This window comes from Rossellomorea aquimaris TF-12 (assembly GCF_001648555.1).
Lineage (GTDB): Bacteria > Bacillota > Bacilli > Bacillales > Bacillaceae_B > Rossellomorea > Rossellomorea aquimaris.
This window is the reverse complement of record NZ_LQXM01000027.1, coordinates 21,055-37,008: the sequence shown is the minus strand read 5'-3', so window position 1 is coordinate 37,008 and position 15,954 is coordinate 21,055. Positions and strand designations below refer to the sequence as shown.

Here is a 15,954-nt window from a genome sequence, read left to right as displayed (position 1 = left end):
TCATGTCAAAAAAAACAATTTACTTCCTATGTACAGGTAATTCTTGTAGAAGCCAGATGGCAGAAGGCTGGGCAAAAAAACATCTAGGTGATGATTGGAAGGTTTACAGTGCCGGAATTGAAGCACATGGATTAAATCCTAACGCCGTAAAAGCCATGAATGAAGTAGACATTGATATTACAAACCAGACATCTGATATCATTGATACAGATATTCTAAATAATGCTGATTTAGTCGTAACCCTTTGTGGAGACGCAGCTGATAAGTGTCCAGTGACTCCACCACATGTAAAGCGTGTACACTGGGGCTTTGATGATCCGGCTAAAGCTCAAGGGACAGACGAAGAAAAGTGGGCTTTCTTCCAGCGTGTGCGCGATGAAGTGGGAGAAAGAATTCTACGCTTTGCCCAAACAGGTGAATAAACAAGAAAACCAAGAGATTTTCTCTTGGTTTTTTTCTTGTTCTCTACATATCTTTCCATACTATTTATTTCGTTTTTCTTTTTCTTCACGATAAAATTCATGGAACATCTTCATCAAAGCTCTCTTCTCAATTCTTGAAACATAGCTCCGTGAAATTCCTAATTCCTTTGCAATTTCTCGTTGTGTTTTTTCCTCTTTCAGTTCTAATCCAAAACGACCTACGATGACCTCTTTTTCTCGTTCGTCTAGGACACAAATATATTTCCTTACTTTTTCAAGCTCCATACTTAATTGAATCGTTTCAATGACATCATCTGTTTCAGATTTCAGTATATCAATTAAGCTAATTTCATTGCCTTCTTTATCTTGACCAATGGGGTCATGAAGAGAGACGTCCTTTTTTGTTTTCTTAAGCGCTCGAAGATGCATGAGGATTTCATTTTCAATACATCTTGCTGCATAAGTAGCCAGCTTTGTTCCTTTCCCTTCGGAATAACTTTCAATGGCCTTTATTAACCCGATCGTCCCAATGGAAATTAAGTCTTCTGGATCTTCGCCAGTATTTTCAAATTTTTTCACAATATGAGCAACTAATCTTAAATTGTGCTCAATCAGCATGTTACGAGCATGATCATCACCAGCAGCCATCCGTTTTAAATACTTTTTTTCATCAGCGGCAGATAACGGTTGGGGAAATGCATTATTCTTAACGTAAGATACGAGAAAAATTAATTCTTTTAAAAAATAGCCTAGTGCTGTCAGAACTCCAGACATGTTTTCACCTCCATAAGGACTTATGTCTATATTCATTCATATGAAGATGAAAGCGTGTCCTTGCATGTCCTGGAAAAGTAAACAACAATTACGTGAGATTTCTTGTAATCTGCCATGTGATTTGTAGTCAAACGCCTATACCTGAAAATCTTGTTCCTCATATACTAATGGTAATAAGTAAGTGAGGAGGTATTATGATGCCATATGGATATCCATATTATGGACCTGTTTATCCTGGATACTATGGTGGGTTCTATTTCGCGTTAGCCGTTGTACTACTAATCTTACTTTTTTTATTTGGTGGATGGTGGTATTACAATAATTGTTAGTAAGAAAAGTGGAGTAGACTTGCTTAGCGCCGACAATTAAAAGGTTCTTGGGTTAAATAATAGCAATGACTGTGAAAAAAACCGAAACAAAAAAATGCCCTGATTGACGTTTTGGGGCATTTTTAGTTTACATTTTTTTAATTTGAAATGGGCTGATCATTAGAAAGGAGAATAGCATTGTCAAAATTAAAAACGATACACCGGGGATATAAGGTAAAGCTAAATAACTAAGTGTTAAAAAACATCCTGCTACTGTAATCGGTAAGCCGATGAAATAATGAGAGGTCTCAGTTATGTTAAATCGTGCTAAACGGTACGCTCCACAGGCAATATAAAATAGAGTAATAAGTATTCCTGGAACATCGAAGTGAACTAAGGCGGCTTGGTAGAGTAATAAAGCTGGTGCTACTCCGAAGGAAATAATATCACTCATTGAATCTAATTGCTTTCCAAAATCGGATTCGCATTGGAATTTTCTCGCGATTATGCCGTCAAAACGGTCGGCCAAGGCAGCGATAAAAATTAACAATAAGCTTAAATTCAGTTGATTATGAAAGGTAGAAATAATGGCAAACCCACCAAGAAATAAATTAGACAGAGTGACTAAATTGGCTGATTGTGACTTCAATTTCTTAGCCGTCTGATCTACAATTTCAGAGAGAATCAATTCTACTCACTCCCTATACATAAAAAGTTCCTACAATTATAGTATATGAGAATGATTTATTATATACTTATTAAACTGCTAAAGTAAGTTGAGTATAGAAATTTGTGAGGTGTCGGCATGAAACAAACAATTTACCGGTCTTTTATAGAGTTAACCAATAAGAAATGGTCATCATTTATTCTGAGAAAATTCGTCCAGTCACCTATGAGCGCTCCATTTATTCCATCCTTTATTAAAACATTTAATATTAATGTAGATGAGATAGAAGGAAGTGTAACGGACTATAAAACTCTACATGAATTCTTTATTAGAAAGCTGAAAGATGAAGCAAGAAATATTCAATATGGAGACTCACTAGCTGTAAGCCCTGTGGATGGTTTATTGGCCAGTACTGGAATGATTACAGATAAACTGGAAATAGAAGTAAAAGGAAAAAAGTATTCTGTACTTGAAATGCTAGGAAGCAAGGAGAAAGCATCTAATTATAATGGAGGGCAATTTGCCGTATTATATTTAAGCCCTGCAAATTATCACAGGATTCACAGCCCCATAAATGGGAAGATTCTCGAGAGATGGTCTCTTGGAAAACATTCTTATCCAGTAAATCATTTAGGACTAACCTATGGAAAAGAAGCTCTCTCAAAAAATTTCCGTTCCATAACTGAACTTCTTCACTCAACGGGGAAAATAGCCGTAGTCAATGTTGGGGCAATGTTTGTGAACAGTGTTGATTATGTTCACGACAGAACAGATTGGAAACAAGGGGAAGAGGTAGCTTATTTTAGTTTTGGCTCTACGGTAATTTTACTATTCGAGAAGAATACGTTTGAATTTTCAACAGCAAAACAGATTCCTAGGGAAGTGAAAGTCGGTGAAATACTCGGGAAGCTTACTTAAATTGAAAATAATCGGCTAAACCAAAGGGGAAATTTGTAGTTTTTTAAAACTAAGGAAGTAAGTGTGTAAAAATGGACGGATTCTATATGAATCCGTCCATTTTAATGGTACTATTCTATGATGTGGCTTTTATTCTATTTGTAAGAGATCGACGGTGAATTTCCAATTCGATGAGGCGAATGAATTCTGTATTGAGTTTTAGCTCGCACGCTTTAAAATAAGAATCAATTAACAATTCGTCCGATAATTTCCTCATTAATGCCACCTCCAAAGTTTAAAAAATATTTTTTATGATGAACCATAACGTTAGTAAGTAATAATCTAGTAATTAAACTTTACCAAATTTATTTTTTTAGAACAAGCGTTCCTTTATCCACAGTTTGTAGTGGATAAGTTGTGGTTAACCTGTATATAACTGGTAAAAAGACCCATGTTTGTAATATGAATAATGTGTATAAGGTTATCCACAGAGGCCGAGAACTTATGAATTTTGTCGAAAAATATTTATTGTGCACTGGAATATTCATTGACCATCTCGCATAGATGTGATTTATTTTGAATCTAAGGCTAAAATTGGGTATCATTAATCTGATATAGGATAAAAAGTAAATGTGTGCTTTTAAGATTTTTCGTTATCATCAGAAAAAATAATAGTGGCATTCATTTAAATAAACCATTAATGACAAACGAATTTGAGGTGTAGCAAGTGATAAAGCAATTTTTACCCGATGAGCAGGTTCAAGATATTTTTAGTATTCGTCCTGAGTATTTAAAGGAAAAAGGGATAAAAGCAATTATAACGGATTTAGATAATACGTTGGTAGAATGGGATAGGCCAAATGCCACTCCTAAATTAATTCAATGGTTTAAAGAAATGCAGGAACAAGGAATTCTTGTTACGATTGTATCCAATAATAATGAAAACAGAGTAGGCGCTTTTGCTGAGCCTTTAGGAGTTCCATTTATTTATCAGGCAAAAAAACCAATGGGACGTGCTTTTAAGAAAGCCGTTAAGGAAATGGGAGTTAAGAAAGAGGAAGCAGTCGTGATTGGTGACCAGCTTTTAACGGATGTATTAGGTGGGAATCGAAGCGGGTTTCATACTATTCTTGTAGTACCTGTTGCCCAATCAGACGGGTTTATTACGAAGTTTAATCGTAAAGTGGAGAGAAGAATAATGAAGTTTTTCAAGCGAAAAGGCATGCTTGAGTGGGAGGACAAAAAGTGAGTCAAGTAGTATGTATAGGTTGTGGTGTAGCGATTCAGACAGAGGATAAAGCTGGTTTAGGCTATGCTCCACCATCAGCTCTTCAAAAAGAAGAAATCATTTGTCAGCGTTGTTTCCGATTAAAGCATTATAATGAAGTGCAGGATGTCCCTTTAACGGATGATGATTTCTTAAAAATCTTAAATGAGATTGGAAGCTCTGAAGGATTGATTGTAAAGATCGTTGATATTTTTGATTTCAATGGAAGCTGGTTACCTGGTCTCCACCGTTTTGTTGGGTCCAATCCAATTTTGTTAATAGGGAATAAAGTAGATTTACTTCCAAAATCCGTGAAAAATTCAAAGCTTATTCATTGGATGAAACATGAAGCTAGCCAGTTAGGGTTAAAGCCCATCGATGTTCAATTAGTCAGTGCCGCTAGGGGACAGGGTATTGCAGAAGCAATTGAGGCAATTGAAGAATATCGTAATGGGAAAGATGTTTACGTTGTAGGTTGTACCAACGTAGGTAAATCCACTTTCATCAATCAAATCATCAAGCATGTATCAGGTGAACAGGAGGTCATAACGACTTCCCATTTTCCAGGAACGACCCTTGATATGATTCAGATTCCTTTAGATGATGAAGAGTCATTAATTGACACACCAGGAATTATCAATCATCACCAAATGGCTCATTTTGTAGACAAGCAGGATTTGAAAATTATTACTCCTAAAAAAGAAATAAAGCCTAGAACATTTCAATTAAACCCTGAACAAACTTTGTTTTTCGGGGGCTTGGCACGTTTTGATTTTACAAATGGAGTACGTCAACCTTTTACTTGCTATTTCTCAAATGAACTTTCTATTCATCGGACTAAGATAGAAAAAGCCGATGAGTTATATAAGAACCATGCAGGTGAACTTTTGCAACCACCAAGAAAGGACGATATGGACACGTTCCCTCCACTGGTGAGGCATGAGTTTAGAATAAAAGAAGCAAAAACAGATATCGTTTTCTCTGGACTTGGCTGGATTACAGTAAATGATGCTGGAGCAACTATTGCTGCATATGTTCCTAAAGGAGTTAGTGTATTTTTAAGAAAATCATTAATCTAGGAGGGATTGGGTGAATGACGTTTATGGAGTTATAGGTGATCCAATCGCTCACTCGAAGTCTCCTATCATGCATAACGTTGCATTTAACGATAATCAAATAGAGGCTACTTACGTTAAATTCCATGTAAGTAAAGAACAATTACCCCAAGCCATCAGTGGGTTACGTGCACTAGATATTAAAGGTGTGAATATAACGGTTCCACATAAATCGAGTGTAATGCCTTTATTAGATGAAATTGACCCATTAGCAAATGCGATTGGGGCAGTAAATACAGTTGTTAACCAAAATGGGACATTGATAGGCTACAATACAGATGGTCTTGGTTTTGTGGAAGGCTTAAAGCCACATATAGATGGAGAGCTGGAAACGAAGTCAGTCCTTATTATTGGTGCAGGTGGAGCAGCAAAAGCTATTTATTATACTCTTGCATCTCTCGGAGTAAAGAAGATTGATTTGACGAATCGAACGAAAGAGAATGGAGTGGCACTAATAAACTCTTGTCCCTTTGCATTAGAGTCTCGATACCTGCATCTTTCAGAGGCTGAAACAATCTTGAGTGACTACGATGTTATTATTCAAACAACTTCTATAGGGATGTCACCCAGTGTAGAACAATACCCGTTGGCTCTCAGGCAATTGAAGAATGGTACCGTCGTGAGCGATATAATTTATAACCCTCTTCAAACAACATTTTTAAAACAAGCAAAACAACTTGGTGCCCGTACACAAAATGGACTGGATATGTTCGTTTTCCAAGGAGCATTAGCTTTTGAAAAATGGACGGGGATTTTTCCAAACACGATAATGATGAAAAAAGCCGTTTTAAAACAACTAGGAGGTTCACATGTTAACAGGTAAACAAAAAAGATTTTTACGTTCAGAAGCCCATCATTTAAATCCAATATTCCAAGTAGGGAAAGGCGGAGTAAATGAAAATATGATCGTCCAAATAGAAGAAGCTTTAGAAAAAAGAGAATTAATGAAGATCAGCGTTCTTCAAAACTGTGAATTTGATAAATCAGAAGTAGCAGAGCAAATAGCACAAGGTGCGAAAGCAGAAATCGTTCAAGTTATAGGCAGTACGATTGTATTATATAAAGAGTCAAAAGAAAATAAGCAACTAACTTTGCCTAGATAAGGATCGATTCTATGAAAAAGAAAGTTGGACTACTAGGAGGCACGTTTAATCCTCCTCACCTGGGTCATTTATTACTCGCTGAACAAGTATTAGAAAGAGCACAATTGGATGAGATTCGCTTTCTTCCAAATCGCGTGCCACCTCATAAGCAGGTAGATGAACGTGTATCGGTGGAACAACGCTTATTTATGCTTAAAGAAGCGATTAAGGACAATCCTAAATTTTCTATTGAAATGATTGAATTAGAGAGGGAAGGTCCCTCATACACGTATGAAACAATAAAATGTTTGACTCAAAAGGAAAAAAATATAGATTTTTCGTTTATCATAGGGGGAGATATGATTGAGTATCTCCCTAAATGGTTTCGAATTGACGAGCTTCAAACAATGGTCAGGTTCATTGGTGTTAATCGACCTTCTTATTCCCAGGTGTCACCATATGACGTTAAAATGATTAAAATTCCTACCATAGAAATTTCTTCTTCTTTCATACGGGAAAGCATCCAAAAGGGACAATCCATTCGCTATTTGGTTCCAGATAATGTGTATCGTTTCATAAAGGAGGAGAAGTTATATGAATAGGGAAGAGGCTTTACAAAAAGTAAAGAGCCATTTAACAGAACATCGTTATGTTCATACCTGTGGTGTAATGGAAACAGCGATACAGCTCGCAAAAAAATTCGGGGCAGATGAAAAAAAGGCAGAATTGGCTGCTATTTTTCATGATTATGCTAAGTTTCGAAATAAAGATGAGATGAAAACCATCATTATTGAAGAGAAATTATCTTCAGATTTATTGAAGTTTAACAGTGAACTTTGGCACGCCCCTGTGGGAGCCATTTTGGTTCAGCGTGAAGTAGGCATAGAGGACCAAGAAGTATTAGACGCGATTCGATACCATACATCCGGCAGAGAACAGATGACGACCCTTGAAAAGGTGATATATTTAGCAGACTATATAGAACCAAATCGTCAATTTCCCGGTGTAGAAGAAGTAAGAGAGTTATCCAATACTTCATTAGATAAAGGGATTATTAAAGCCCTTCAAAATACAATGACGTTTCTTATGAAAAAAAATCAAGGGATATATCCAGATACATTTCGTTTTTATAATGAGTTAATATTAGATTCTAGGAGATGAAGGAATGGAACAAAGTTTAGTAGAATTAGCATATAATGCAGCAGATGATAAACGAGCAGAGGATATCGTTGTTTTAGACATGAAAGGCGTTTCTTTAATTTCAGATTATTTTCTTATCTGTCACGGAAATTCCGATAAACAGGTACAAGCCATTGCAAGAGAGTTAAAAGATAGAGCAGAGGAAAACGGGTATAGTGTAAAACGGTTAGAAGGATTTGATCAGGCACGTTGGGTACTTGTTGACTTAGGAGATGTGGTTGCCCACGTTTTTCATAAAGAGGAAAGAGGCTATTATAATCTTGAGCGATTATGGGGAGACGCTTCTTATGTAGAGGTTGGACAAAGTGAGAACAGCTAAATGAGTTATGAGCGTTTTGCTTATATATATGATTATTTAATGCAGGACGTCCCTTATGAACGCTGGTTAGACTATGTGAACAAACAAGTACAGGCGTGCTCCATCCCGGTACGTGACGTGCTAGACATTGCCTGTGGAACAGGGGAATTATCTATTCGTCTAGCTAAAAATGGATACACTGTTACTGGTGTTGATCTTTCTGAAGACATGCTCATGATCGCCCAAGAAAAATCCTTAGAGGAAAATGTAAAGCTTTCACTATTTCAACAAGACATGTGTAAACTTGATTCTTTAGGTGAATATGATTTAATCACCATATTTTGTGATTCTCTCAATTACTTGAAAGATGAACAGGATGTTGAGAATACATTTAAAGGGGTTTATCATCATTTGAAATGGGATGGTTTGTTTTTGTTCGACGTTCATTCCATTTTCAAGATGACGCAAATTTTTATAAACCAAACCTTTACCCATACTGATGAAAGTGTATCTTATATTTGGGATTGTTTTCCTGGGGAATCACCAAATAGCGTTGAACATGAGTTAACTTTTTTTGTTTTAGATGAAGAAACAAATCTGTATGAACGTGTAGAAGAGTTGCACAGGCAAAGAACATATCCAATTCTAATGATGAAGAATATGCTATCTAATGCTGGTTTTGAGGTGTTGAGTGTATCTGCTGATTTTTCAGAGGATGAACCTACAGATCAAAGTGAAAGAATCTTTTTTGCATGTAGAAAAAAGAAAATATAAAAGAACAGCGGGTTCGGTTTTGAAAACAGGGAACCGAATTATAAACCATTTTAGCAACCATATCATATAATGATTTGGTTGCTAATTTTTTAATTACACCTCAATGTTTCATTATATTTTAAGCTGAAATTAGTTTTACTGCTATTTATCAGGTTTACCCTGATATGTGGGTGGGGTAAGGGGTTCATTAATAATCCTTTACACAAATAAAAACCTACATTTTCACCTGGGATTATTTAGATTCCTTTTCAAGCAATTCAATAATTCTATCTAATTTCTTGTTGATATCATTAGAAGTATTGGATTTGAACTTTGTATTAATAAGCAATCTCCGGATGAAAAGGGTAAAGGAAAGAGCTCCTAAAAGTAGTAATGAAATTATGACAGTTGAATAAAAAAAATCATTAATGTACATAATTCCCCCCCCTATCTTTTTGGATAATTATACCACAAATTAAATTATAGGGTGTGTAGTTGTACGATAATAAAAGAACCCTTCTTTTTTAGAAAGGTTCTTTCTGTTTTTGTAATTTATTGAAGGAATTTTACTTTTTTTGTCGAATTAAAAAAGGAGTCTAGATTAGACCCCAAACTGTGATGTTGTTTTAGCGATGTCATCCTCAAATTTCTCTTGAGTACCTTTAAACAACTGCTGAAATACATCTCCTAATTCTTTCTCCATGACGCCTATGCCAATCCCTGTCACCCCACCTTTTACACATACTTTTTCCTGTAAAGTAGGAAGAGTATATATATCTTTCTTAAGTAAATCTCCAAGTCCTACAAGCATTTCTGAAGCTAAGATAGTCGCTGTTTCTTTATCGATCTCCGTTACTTCCACTGCCGCATCTATAAAACGTTGAGTAAGATAACTGAAAAATGCTGGTCCACAGCTGACGATATCTGAGGCCACTCTTGTTACGTTTTCATCAATGAGAACGGGTGTTGAAATCTTTCCTGCCAGCTCTGACAACACATTTTTCCATTGATCACTACATTGACTACCGTATGTTAATAGAGATACTCCACTAAGAGCACGATTGGTGATGCTAGGTATGAATCTTGCACACGAACAGGATAATACAGATTGTAATTGGTGTACACTCACAGGGCTTGTTATGGAAACGACGCATTTCTCTATTGAGAAACTGTTTTTATTTTCTTGAATGATTTTAAATACATCATGAGGTTTAACACAAATAAAAAGTAAATCTGATGAGTGAATAACCTCTTCGTTTGAATGAAAAACATTTACTGTTTGGAATCTTTCTTTTATCTCTTCTGCTTTTTTGACCGTTCGATTTGTAATCATGAGATTTGAAGGAGAAATCGCTCTTGATTCTATGAGAGCTTCGATGATGATTTTCCCCATATTCCCAGTTCCGATAATACCTATCTTCATGTACAGCCCTCCTTCTTTCATACGCTCTCTCCTAAAACTTATGAATTCCACATAACGAATATTCCATTAGAGGTGATTTCATGTGCAGCCCTTAATTGAAAAGTACAATACGATTCTGGTTGTAATTGGTATTGGGGTGGTTTGTATGGTAGTTTTCTTCGTTAATACCACTTCAAACGATCCCGTTGAAGAAAAAAATTTGGAACTTCCTTTCCGTGAAAAAATGGAAGAAACTACTGCTAAAAGGGATGAGACGAAAATAAATGAAAAAAATAATGTGTTTGTAGATGTAAAAGGAGAGGTAGCATTTCCTGGCTTATATGAAGTAGAACAGGGAGAACGCTTGAAATTTGTTATTGATCAGGCAGGGGGATTTACTGAAGAAGCAGACAAAAAACTGATTAACTTGGCAGTCAAGGTAACAGATGAAATGTTAATATACGTTCCGAAAATAGGAGAAATGGAGGCAGATGCACAACTCATTACACAAAAGGGAACAAGCTCATCTATACAAAGGGTTGACCTGAATACAGCTTCTAAAGAAGATTTTGAAACGTTACCAGGAATAGGTCCATCCAAGGCGACAGCGTTTGTAAAGTATAGGGAGGAAAACGGTCCTTATCAAAAAATAGAAGATATTAAAGAGATTTCTGGGGTGGGGGAGAAAACATTTGAAAAATTAAAAGAATATATTTTTGTCCAATGAATTGACGAAATGCTTCAACTATTTATACACTTATACAGAAAAGGGAAAGGAGTATGGGAATGGAAAGAATAGCTTGGCATCAATATTTTATGGCACAAAGTCATCTACTTGCATTACGAAGCACTTGCACGAGACTTGCAGTTGGAGCCACAATTGTTCGAGAAAAACGTATTATTGCAGGTGGCTATAACGGGTCAATAGCAGGGGGAGACCACTGTATTGATGAAGGCTGTTATGTAATAGATAATCATTGCGTTAGAACCATTCATGCCGAAATGAATGCTGTGTTGCAATGTTCAAAATTTGGAGTTCCTACAAAAAATTCAGACGTTTACGTGACTCATTTTCCATGCCTGCAATGCTGTAAGGCATTAATTCAGGCCGGAATTAAAACTGTGTATTATGCTAAGGATTACAAGAATCATCCCTATGCGCTGGAACTCTTTAAACAAGCAGAAGTCCAGGTGGAAAAAGTACCATTCCATGAAAATAGTTTAGATTCAAATTTTAAAGAAAAATCTCATTTGATTTTGGAATTAATTCAAGAGTTGAGAAATCAAGGAGAGAACGAAGAAAAAATCGCTCATTTTGAAAATGAATACATAAGACTTTTTAATGATGAATAAAGGTCTTGCCCTTTATCTGGCATTATCCACACTGTCAGGAACACTCATGGCACTTCAATGGTATTGGGGTGCTTTCTTCTTTGGAGTTCTTCTGCTCTCCCTCTTTCTTAGAAAAGAAAAAACAACGGTTCTTTTTTTATCTCTTCTATTCATCCTTCTATCCTTTTTGAATGCAATAATCCAGGAAAAAAATCATCAAACCTCCCTTAGTTACAACGACATCTCTTCTGAAAAATTCACTATCACAATAAACGATATCCCTTCAATAGATGGAAATACATTTGTAAGTAGAGGAAAGATAAAAAAAGAAGATATTATGTTACGCTATCTCATACCCACAAAGGAAGATAAAAAGCTTCTTAAAGGTTTAAAGCCAGGTGCTACGTGTAGGGTGAAGGGGGAATTTTCACAGCCGAATGAAAATAGAAACCCTAATATGTTTAACTACAAACAATACCTTTACCAACAGCAGATATTTTTCATCCTATCCATTAAAACAATTGAAGAATGCACTATACATCATTCGTTGAAGTATTCTCTAATGCAATGGAGATTTGATGGTTTAAGACATATTGAAAATACATTCCCCTTGTCAACAATAGGAGTTACACAGGCGTTGATTTTTGGTGAATCAGAGCGTATTCCTGAAGAGGTTATGAATACCTTTCGGGAATTAGGTGTTGTGCATTTATTGGCCATATCAGGATTGCATGTCGGTTTAGTATTCTTCATGCTCTATTTTGTATTACTTAGGATAGGAATGATAAGAGAGAATGTAAACAACGTATTACTTCTATTCCTGTTCATTTATACGATGATCACAGGGGGTGCACCTCCTGTAATCAGAGCTTCTTCTATGTGTATGATTATTATTGTTAGTAGGAGATGGTCGAAGAGCTTAACAACACTTGATAGCTTGTCCATCATATTTAGTTTATATCTTTTTTATAATCCTTTTTCAGTGTTCAATGTAGGCTTTCAGCTTTCATTTGTAGTAAGTTTATCCATCATTTTGTCTTCTGAAAACATCATTTCCTCTTCTTATGTTATTCAACTGTTCAAAGTGACAGCAGTTGCTCAAGCTTCATCCTTACCCATCATGATGTATCACTTTTATGAATTCTCAATCATTGGTTTTTTTACGAATCTCATATATGTCCCACTTTTTTCAATTGTGATACTTCCAATTACATTATTTCTATTTTTCATGAGTTTTCTTTCCAGTAAAGTGACTGAGTGGGGAATGATTTTATATGAATATTTGGTAAAAGGCGTCGGATGGTGGTCTTCATTACTTAGCGATCTACCGATGAATACAGTCGTAATAGGAAAGCCTTCAATTGTTATAGCGATTTTTTATGCAGCAGTGATGATCGTTTTTTTTATAGGAATAGAAAGGAGGAAAGGTAAATATGCTTTCATTCTTTATTTCACTGTACTTACAGGAAATATTCTTTGGAACAATTATCAACCATTTGGGGAAATCATTTTTATTGATGTAGGACAAGGAGATTCAATTCTAATAAAACAGCCTTTTAATCGAGGAACGTATCTCATTGATACAGGTGGGGAAATGAGCTTTCCGAAGGAGGAGTGGGAGATAAAGCAGCATTCTTTTTCCGTTGGTGAGGATATCCTCGTCCCCTTTTTAAAAAGTAAAGGAGTAACCACTTTAGACAAATTGATTTTGACCCATAGTGACTTAGATCATATTGGTGGTGCTCAAGATTTACTAAACCAACTGAACATAAAAGAAGTGTACATTAGTCCAAACTCCTGGCAGAAAGAAGGCATGAACCAAGTTGTGAAAGCAGCTTATGAAAAAAATCTTCCTGTTAAAGAAGTGAAATATCCTCATGTCTGGCATGAGCAAAACAATCAATTTTATATTATATCACCTCATGATGATAAGTATGAAGGGAATAACGATTCAATTGTATTATATGCTGAAATTGGGCAGCTGAAATGGATGTTTACAGGAGATTTGGAAGCAAAAGGTGAAGAAATAATCAGGGAATTCTTTGATTTTGAAGTGGATGTGTTAAAAGTAGGTCACCATGGAAGTAAAACGAGTACAACAGAAGAGTTCCTCTCGGAATTAAATCCGTCAGTTGCCATTATTTCAGCTGGTGAAAATAATCGATTTAATCATCCTCATCCTGAAGTTATAGACAGATTGAAGCGGCATGGAATCAAGGTGTTAAATACAGGGGAAAATGGAGCAGTAACCTATCGTTTTTGGTATAAAGAAGGAACGTTTTCGGCCCAGTTCCCATAAGATGTATTACTAAAACAAATTAAGCGCTAAAGAAAAAGGAGCAGACCCATTTAAATGTCAGGCATCTTCAACCCATTTGATACTTATGTAGTAAAACAGTACCAAGTATGGAATTTGAAGAAACCAGCAACTAAAAGGTCCGCTCCTTATCTTTCATTAAGATCCAATAAGCTTAATGACAGTTGCAATGACGAACATTATAGCAAAGAATCCAAAAGATACAATAAAGCCAACACCTGAATCTACTGCATCGTTTCTCTTTGATTGTACGCTTTTTTCAAATTGGTTCACAACTACCCCTCCTATTTCTATTCTAGTATAGAACATCGCTTGAAAAAAATCTATACTTCACTGTACATTTTCCTTTACTGACAAGAGTTGTCACATATAAGTTACCCATGCAAAGGTGACACTAATCACAACAAAGGAAATACCGTTATCGTTAAAGGGTCCTAGGTCTTTCTCGATAACGTTAATATAGATATAGGGGGTGTCCATTTGACGGGCGTCCCCTTTCCCCCTTGTCAAAACCAAAAAGCTTTTTTACCATAGAGTAGATAAAAGAAAAAACTGGAGAGTGCTGACTTGGTTATTGATACTTGGAAAAACATTGAAAAATCTCAATTTGCCCCCATATACTTAGTGTACGGAAATGAATCATTTTTAATTAATGAAACAAAACAAAGAATTGTATCAGCTGCGATTTCTGAGGAAGAGATGGATTTTAATTTTTCTAGCTATGACTTAGAAGAAACGCCAATTGAAGTAGCAATTGAAGATGCTGAAACCTTCCCGTTTATGGGAGAAAGAAGAGTGGTAGTTCTTCAAAACCCTGTGTTTTTAACCGCGGAAAAAACAAAAGAGAAGGTTGAGCACAATGTAAAACGGTTTGAACAATACATACAATCACCTGCACCATACACAATTCTTATCATTACAGCTCATTACGAAAAATTAGACGAGAGAAAGAAAATGACAAAGGCTTTAAAAAAACAATCTGAAGTGGTTGAAGCAAAAAAGCTAAATGAGTATGAGTTAAAATCATGGGTGAGGGAGAGAGCAGCCTCACATGCCGTTCAAATTGACGAAGATGCAGTTGATTTACTTCTTACATTAGCAGGGACGAATCTCATGATGCTTACTCAAGAATTAGACAAGCTTTCACTATATGCAAGTGACACAAATAGAATCGATGTAGACGTCGTAGAAAAATTAACAGCACGTTCTCTAGAACAAAATATCTTTTCATTAGTAGATAAGGTCGTACACCGAAGAATAGACGAAGCCTTAAGAATTTATTACGACTTACTGAAACAAAATGAGGAACCATTAAAAATATTGTCTATTCTGGCAGGACAATTTCGTTTAATCTATGGAGTTAAAGAGCTTTCAAGAAGAGGATATGGTCAACAAAAAATTGCCACCTCTTTAAAAGTTCATCCCTTTAGGGTGAAGCTAGCTGCAGGACAGGCAAAACATTTTAATGACAGCCAACTAGCAGACATTATGGAAATGCTCTCACAGGGAGATTATGAAATAAAAACAGGAAAACTCAAAAAAGAACTTATGATCGAGATGTTCCTCTTTAAACTTCATGATCAAAGCTTTATCCAATAGCTAAACTTTATAAGATTGTCCAGAATACTTTCCGGAGCCCGGCAATGTTTATGAAAGGCCCTTTTAGTAAAGATTATTGCTTTTGAATATGTCCGTTTATTGTACCAATCGGAGGTCCGTCCCTCTTCTAAAAATCTCCATGCTCGTTTCCCCAAACGTGCATTTGTTTAAGGATTGGCATGAGTGTCATGCCGAGTTCGGTCATGGAGTATTCTACTTTAGGGGGGATGGTGTCGTATTGGGTTCGGTTGATGAACCGGTCTTCTTCCAGTTCTTTTAGTTGCTGACTCAGTACTTTATGGGCAACTCCCGGTAATAACCTGCGCAATTCATTGTATCGGAGAGTGCCATCCGTTCCTAAATGCCAAAGAATGACGGTCTTCCATTTCCCGCCTATTTTCTTCAATGTGTATTCAATAGAACACTTTAGTCTTCCATGCTGATCAATTGGTGTATCCATGTCCTGTTCACTCCTTTCTTACCTTTAGGTTAGTTTCTCACAAAAAAGTGCATTCTTACAT

The 15,954-nt window shown here is 36.0% G+C and carries 22 protein-coding genes; 15 read left to right on the top strand and 7 right to left on the bottom strand.

The window, feature by feature from the left end:
* Window positions 1–2 precede the first annotated feature (2 nt).
* Complete coding sequence (arsC, locus tag IQI_RS09625) at window positions 3–422, top strand: arsenate reductase (thioredoxin) (RefSeq protein WP_064092435.1); 420 nt, start codon at window positions 3–5, stop codon at window positions 420–422.
* A gap of 60 nt (window positions 423–482) precedes the next feature.
* On the opposite strand, the gene sigK is transcribed toward arsC, so the two are convergent.
* The gene (gene sigK, locus IQI_RS09620; protein ID WP_064092434.1) at window positions 483–1,196 is read right to left on the bottom strand and encodes an RNA polymerase sporulation sigma factor SigK; all 714 of its coding nucleotides are present in this window, start codon (window positions 1,194–1,196) and stop codon (window positions 483–485) included.
* Between the two features lie 197 nt (window positions 1,197–1,393).
* Between sigK and IQI_RS21180 the strand changes: the two genes are divergently transcribed.
* Window positions 1,394–1,525, top strand: a complete 132-nt coding sequence (locus IQI_RS21180; protein ID WP_268874485.1) for a hypothetical protein — start codon at window positions 1,394–1,396, stop codon at window positions 1,523–1,525.
* Window positions 1,526–1,652: 127 nt separating this feature from the next.
* Here the strand turns inward: IQI_RS21180 and pssA are convergent, their stop codons facing one another.
* Window positions 1,653–2,192, bottom strand: a complete 540-nt coding sequence (gene pssA, locus IQI_RS09615) for a CDP-diacylglycerol--serine O-phosphatidyltransferase (RefSeq protein ID WP_064092433.1) — start codon at window positions 2,190–2,192, stop codon at window positions 1,653–1,655.
* Between the two features lie 117 nt (window positions 2,193–2,309).
* Between pssA and IQI_RS09610 the strand changes: the two genes are divergently transcribed.
* Window positions 2,310–3,089 (top strand): phosphatidylserine decarboxylase, encoded by a 780-nt coding sequence (locus tag IQI_RS09610; RefSeq protein ID WP_064092432.1) that lies wholly within the window; start codon window positions 2,310–2,312, stop codon window positions 3,087–3,089.
* 115 nt (window positions 3,090–3,204) lie between these two features.
* Here the strand turns inward: IQI_RS09610 and sda are convergent, their stop codons facing one another.
* Entirely contained in the window at window positions 3,205–3,345 is a 141-nt protein-coding gene (sda, locus tag IQI_RS09605; RefSeq protein ID WP_064092431.1) for a sporulation histidine kinase inhibitor Sda, read from the bottom strand.
* Between the two features lie 450 nt (window positions 3,346–3,795).
* On the opposite strand from sda, the gene IQI_RS09600 reads away from it, so the two are divergent.
* The 8 genes from IQI_RS09600 to IQI_RS09565 are packed head-to-tail and all read left to right on the top strand — an operon-like array spanning window position 3,796 to window position 8,804.
* Window positions 3,796–4,317: a YqeG family HAD IIIA-type phosphatase gene (locus tag IQI_RS09600; protein ID WP_064092430.1), complete on the top strand. Its 522-nt coding sequence runs from the start codon at window positions 3,796–3,798 to the stop codon at window positions 4,315–4,317.
* On the top strand, window positions 4,314–5,414 hold the full coding sequence (gene yqeH, locus IQI_RS09595) for a ribosome biogenesis GTPase YqeH (protein ID WP_064092429.1): 1,101 nt from the start codon (window positions 4,314–4,316) through the stop codon (window positions 5,412–5,414). The genes IQI_RS09600 and yqeH overlap by 4 nt, the downstream gene beginning before the upstream one ends.
* A gap of 10 nt (window positions 5,415–5,424) precedes the next feature.
* A complete protein-coding gene (gene aroE, locus IQI_RS09590; protein ID WP_082892652.1) occupies window positions 5,425–6,273 on the top strand; it encodes a shikimate dehydrogenase in 849 nt (282 codons plus the stop codon).
* Window positions 6,260–6,553: a ribosome assembly RNA-binding protein YhbY gene (gene yhbY / locus IQI_RS09585; protein ID WP_064092428.1), complete on the top strand. Its 294-nt coding sequence runs from the start codon at window positions 6,260–6,262 to the stop codon at window positions 6,551–6,553. The genes aroE and yhbY overlap by 14 nt, the downstream gene beginning before the upstream one ends.
* Before the next feature lie 11 nt (window positions 6,554–6,564).
* Window positions 6,565–7,134: a nicotinate-nucleotide adenylyltransferase gene (locus IQI_RS09580; RefSeq protein WP_064092427.1), complete on the top strand. Its 570-nt coding sequence runs from the start codon at window positions 6,565–6,567 to the stop codon at window positions 7,132–7,134.
* On the top strand, window positions 7,127–7,693 hold the full coding sequence (gene yqeK, locus IQI_RS09575; RefSeq protein WP_064092426.1) for a bis(5'-nucleosyl)-tetraphosphatase (symmetrical) YqeK: 567 nt from the start codon (window positions 7,127–7,129) through the stop codon (window positions 7,691–7,693). Before IQI_RS09580 ends, yqeK begins: the two co-directional genes overlap by 8 nt.
* Before the next feature lie 4 nt (window positions 7,694–7,697).
* Complete coding sequence (rsfS, locus tag IQI_RS09570; protein WP_064092425.1) at window positions 7,698–8,051, top strand: ribosome silencing factor; 354 nt, start codon at window positions 7,698–7,700, stop codon at window positions 8,049–8,051.
* Window positions 8,052–8,804: a class I SAM-dependent DNA methyltransferase gene (locus IQI_RS09565; protein WP_064092424.1), complete on the top strand. Its 753-nt coding sequence runs from the start codon at window positions 8,052–8,054 to the stop codon at window positions 8,802–8,804. It begins immediately after the preceding gene.
* A gap of 232 nt (window positions 8,805–9,036) precedes the next feature.
* Here IQI_RS09565 and IQI_RS09560 read toward each other — a convergent pair whose 3' ends face one another.
* Entirely contained in the window at window positions 9,037–9,219 is a 183-nt protein-coding gene (locus tag IQI_RS09560) for a DUF4083 domain-containing protein (RefSeq protein WP_064092423.1), read from the bottom strand.
* Window positions 9,220–9,384: 165 nt separating this feature from the next.
* Window positions 9,385–10,206 carry a late competence protein ComER gene (gene comER, locus IQI_RS09555; protein ID WP_064092743.1) on the bottom strand — a complete coding sequence of 274 codons (822 nt, stop codon included), beginning with the start codon at window positions 10,204–10,206 and terminating at the stop codon, window positions 9,385–9,387.
* Between the two features lie 82 nt (window positions 10,207–10,288).
* Here comER and IQI_RS09550 point away from each other — a divergent pair, with 82 nt between their 5' ends.
* From IQI_RS09550 to IQI_RS09540, 3 genes are read left to right on the top strand one after another with little or no spacing between them, the layout of a single operon-like run.
* The gene (locus tag IQI_RS09550; RefSeq protein WP_064092422.1) at window positions 10,289–10,912 is read left to right on the top strand and encodes a helix-hairpin-helix domain-containing protein; all 624 of its coding nucleotides are present in this window, start codon (window positions 10,289–10,291) and stop codon (window positions 10,910–10,912) included.
* A gap of 59 nt (window positions 10,913–10,971) precedes the next feature.
* On the top strand, window positions 10,972–11,538 hold the full coding sequence (locus IQI_RS09545) for a ComE operon protein 2 (protein WP_064092421.1): 567 nt from the start codon (window positions 10,972–10,974) through the stop codon (window positions 11,536–11,538).
* Window positions 11,528–13,816, top strand: a complete 2,289-nt coding sequence (locus tag IQI_RS09540) for a DNA internalization-related competence protein ComEC/Rec2 (RefSeq protein WP_082892651.1) — start codon at window positions 11,528–11,530, stop codon at window positions 13,814–13,816. Before IQI_RS09545 ends, IQI_RS09540 begins: the two co-directional genes overlap by 11 nt.
* Window positions 13,817–13,972: 156 nt before the next feature.
* Here the strand turns inward: IQI_RS09540 and IQI_RS20145 are convergent, their stop codons facing one another.
* Entirely contained in the window at window positions 13,973–14,107 is a 135-nt protein-coding gene (locus tag IQI_RS20145; protein WP_064498967.1) for a YqzM family protein, read from the bottom strand.
* 294 nt (window positions 14,108–14,401) lie between these two features.
* On the opposite strand from IQI_RS20145, the gene holA reads away from it, so the two are divergent.
* On the top strand, window positions 14,402–15,433 hold the full coding sequence (gene holA, locus IQI_RS09535) for a DNA polymerase III subunit delta (RefSeq protein ID WP_064092420.1): 1,032 nt from the start codon (window positions 14,402–14,404) through the stop codon (window positions 15,431–15,433).
* Between the two features lie 127 nt (window positions 15,434–15,560).
* Here holA and IQI_RS09530 read toward each other — a convergent pair whose 3' ends face one another.
* Window positions 15,561–15,893 carry a winged helix-turn-helix transcriptional regulator gene (locus IQI_RS09530; RefSeq protein WP_064092419.1) on the bottom strand — a complete coding sequence of 111 codons (333 nt, stop codon included), beginning with the start codon at window positions 15,891–15,893 and terminating at the stop codon, window positions 15,561–15,563.
* Window positions 15,894–15,954 lie beyond the last annotated feature (61 nt).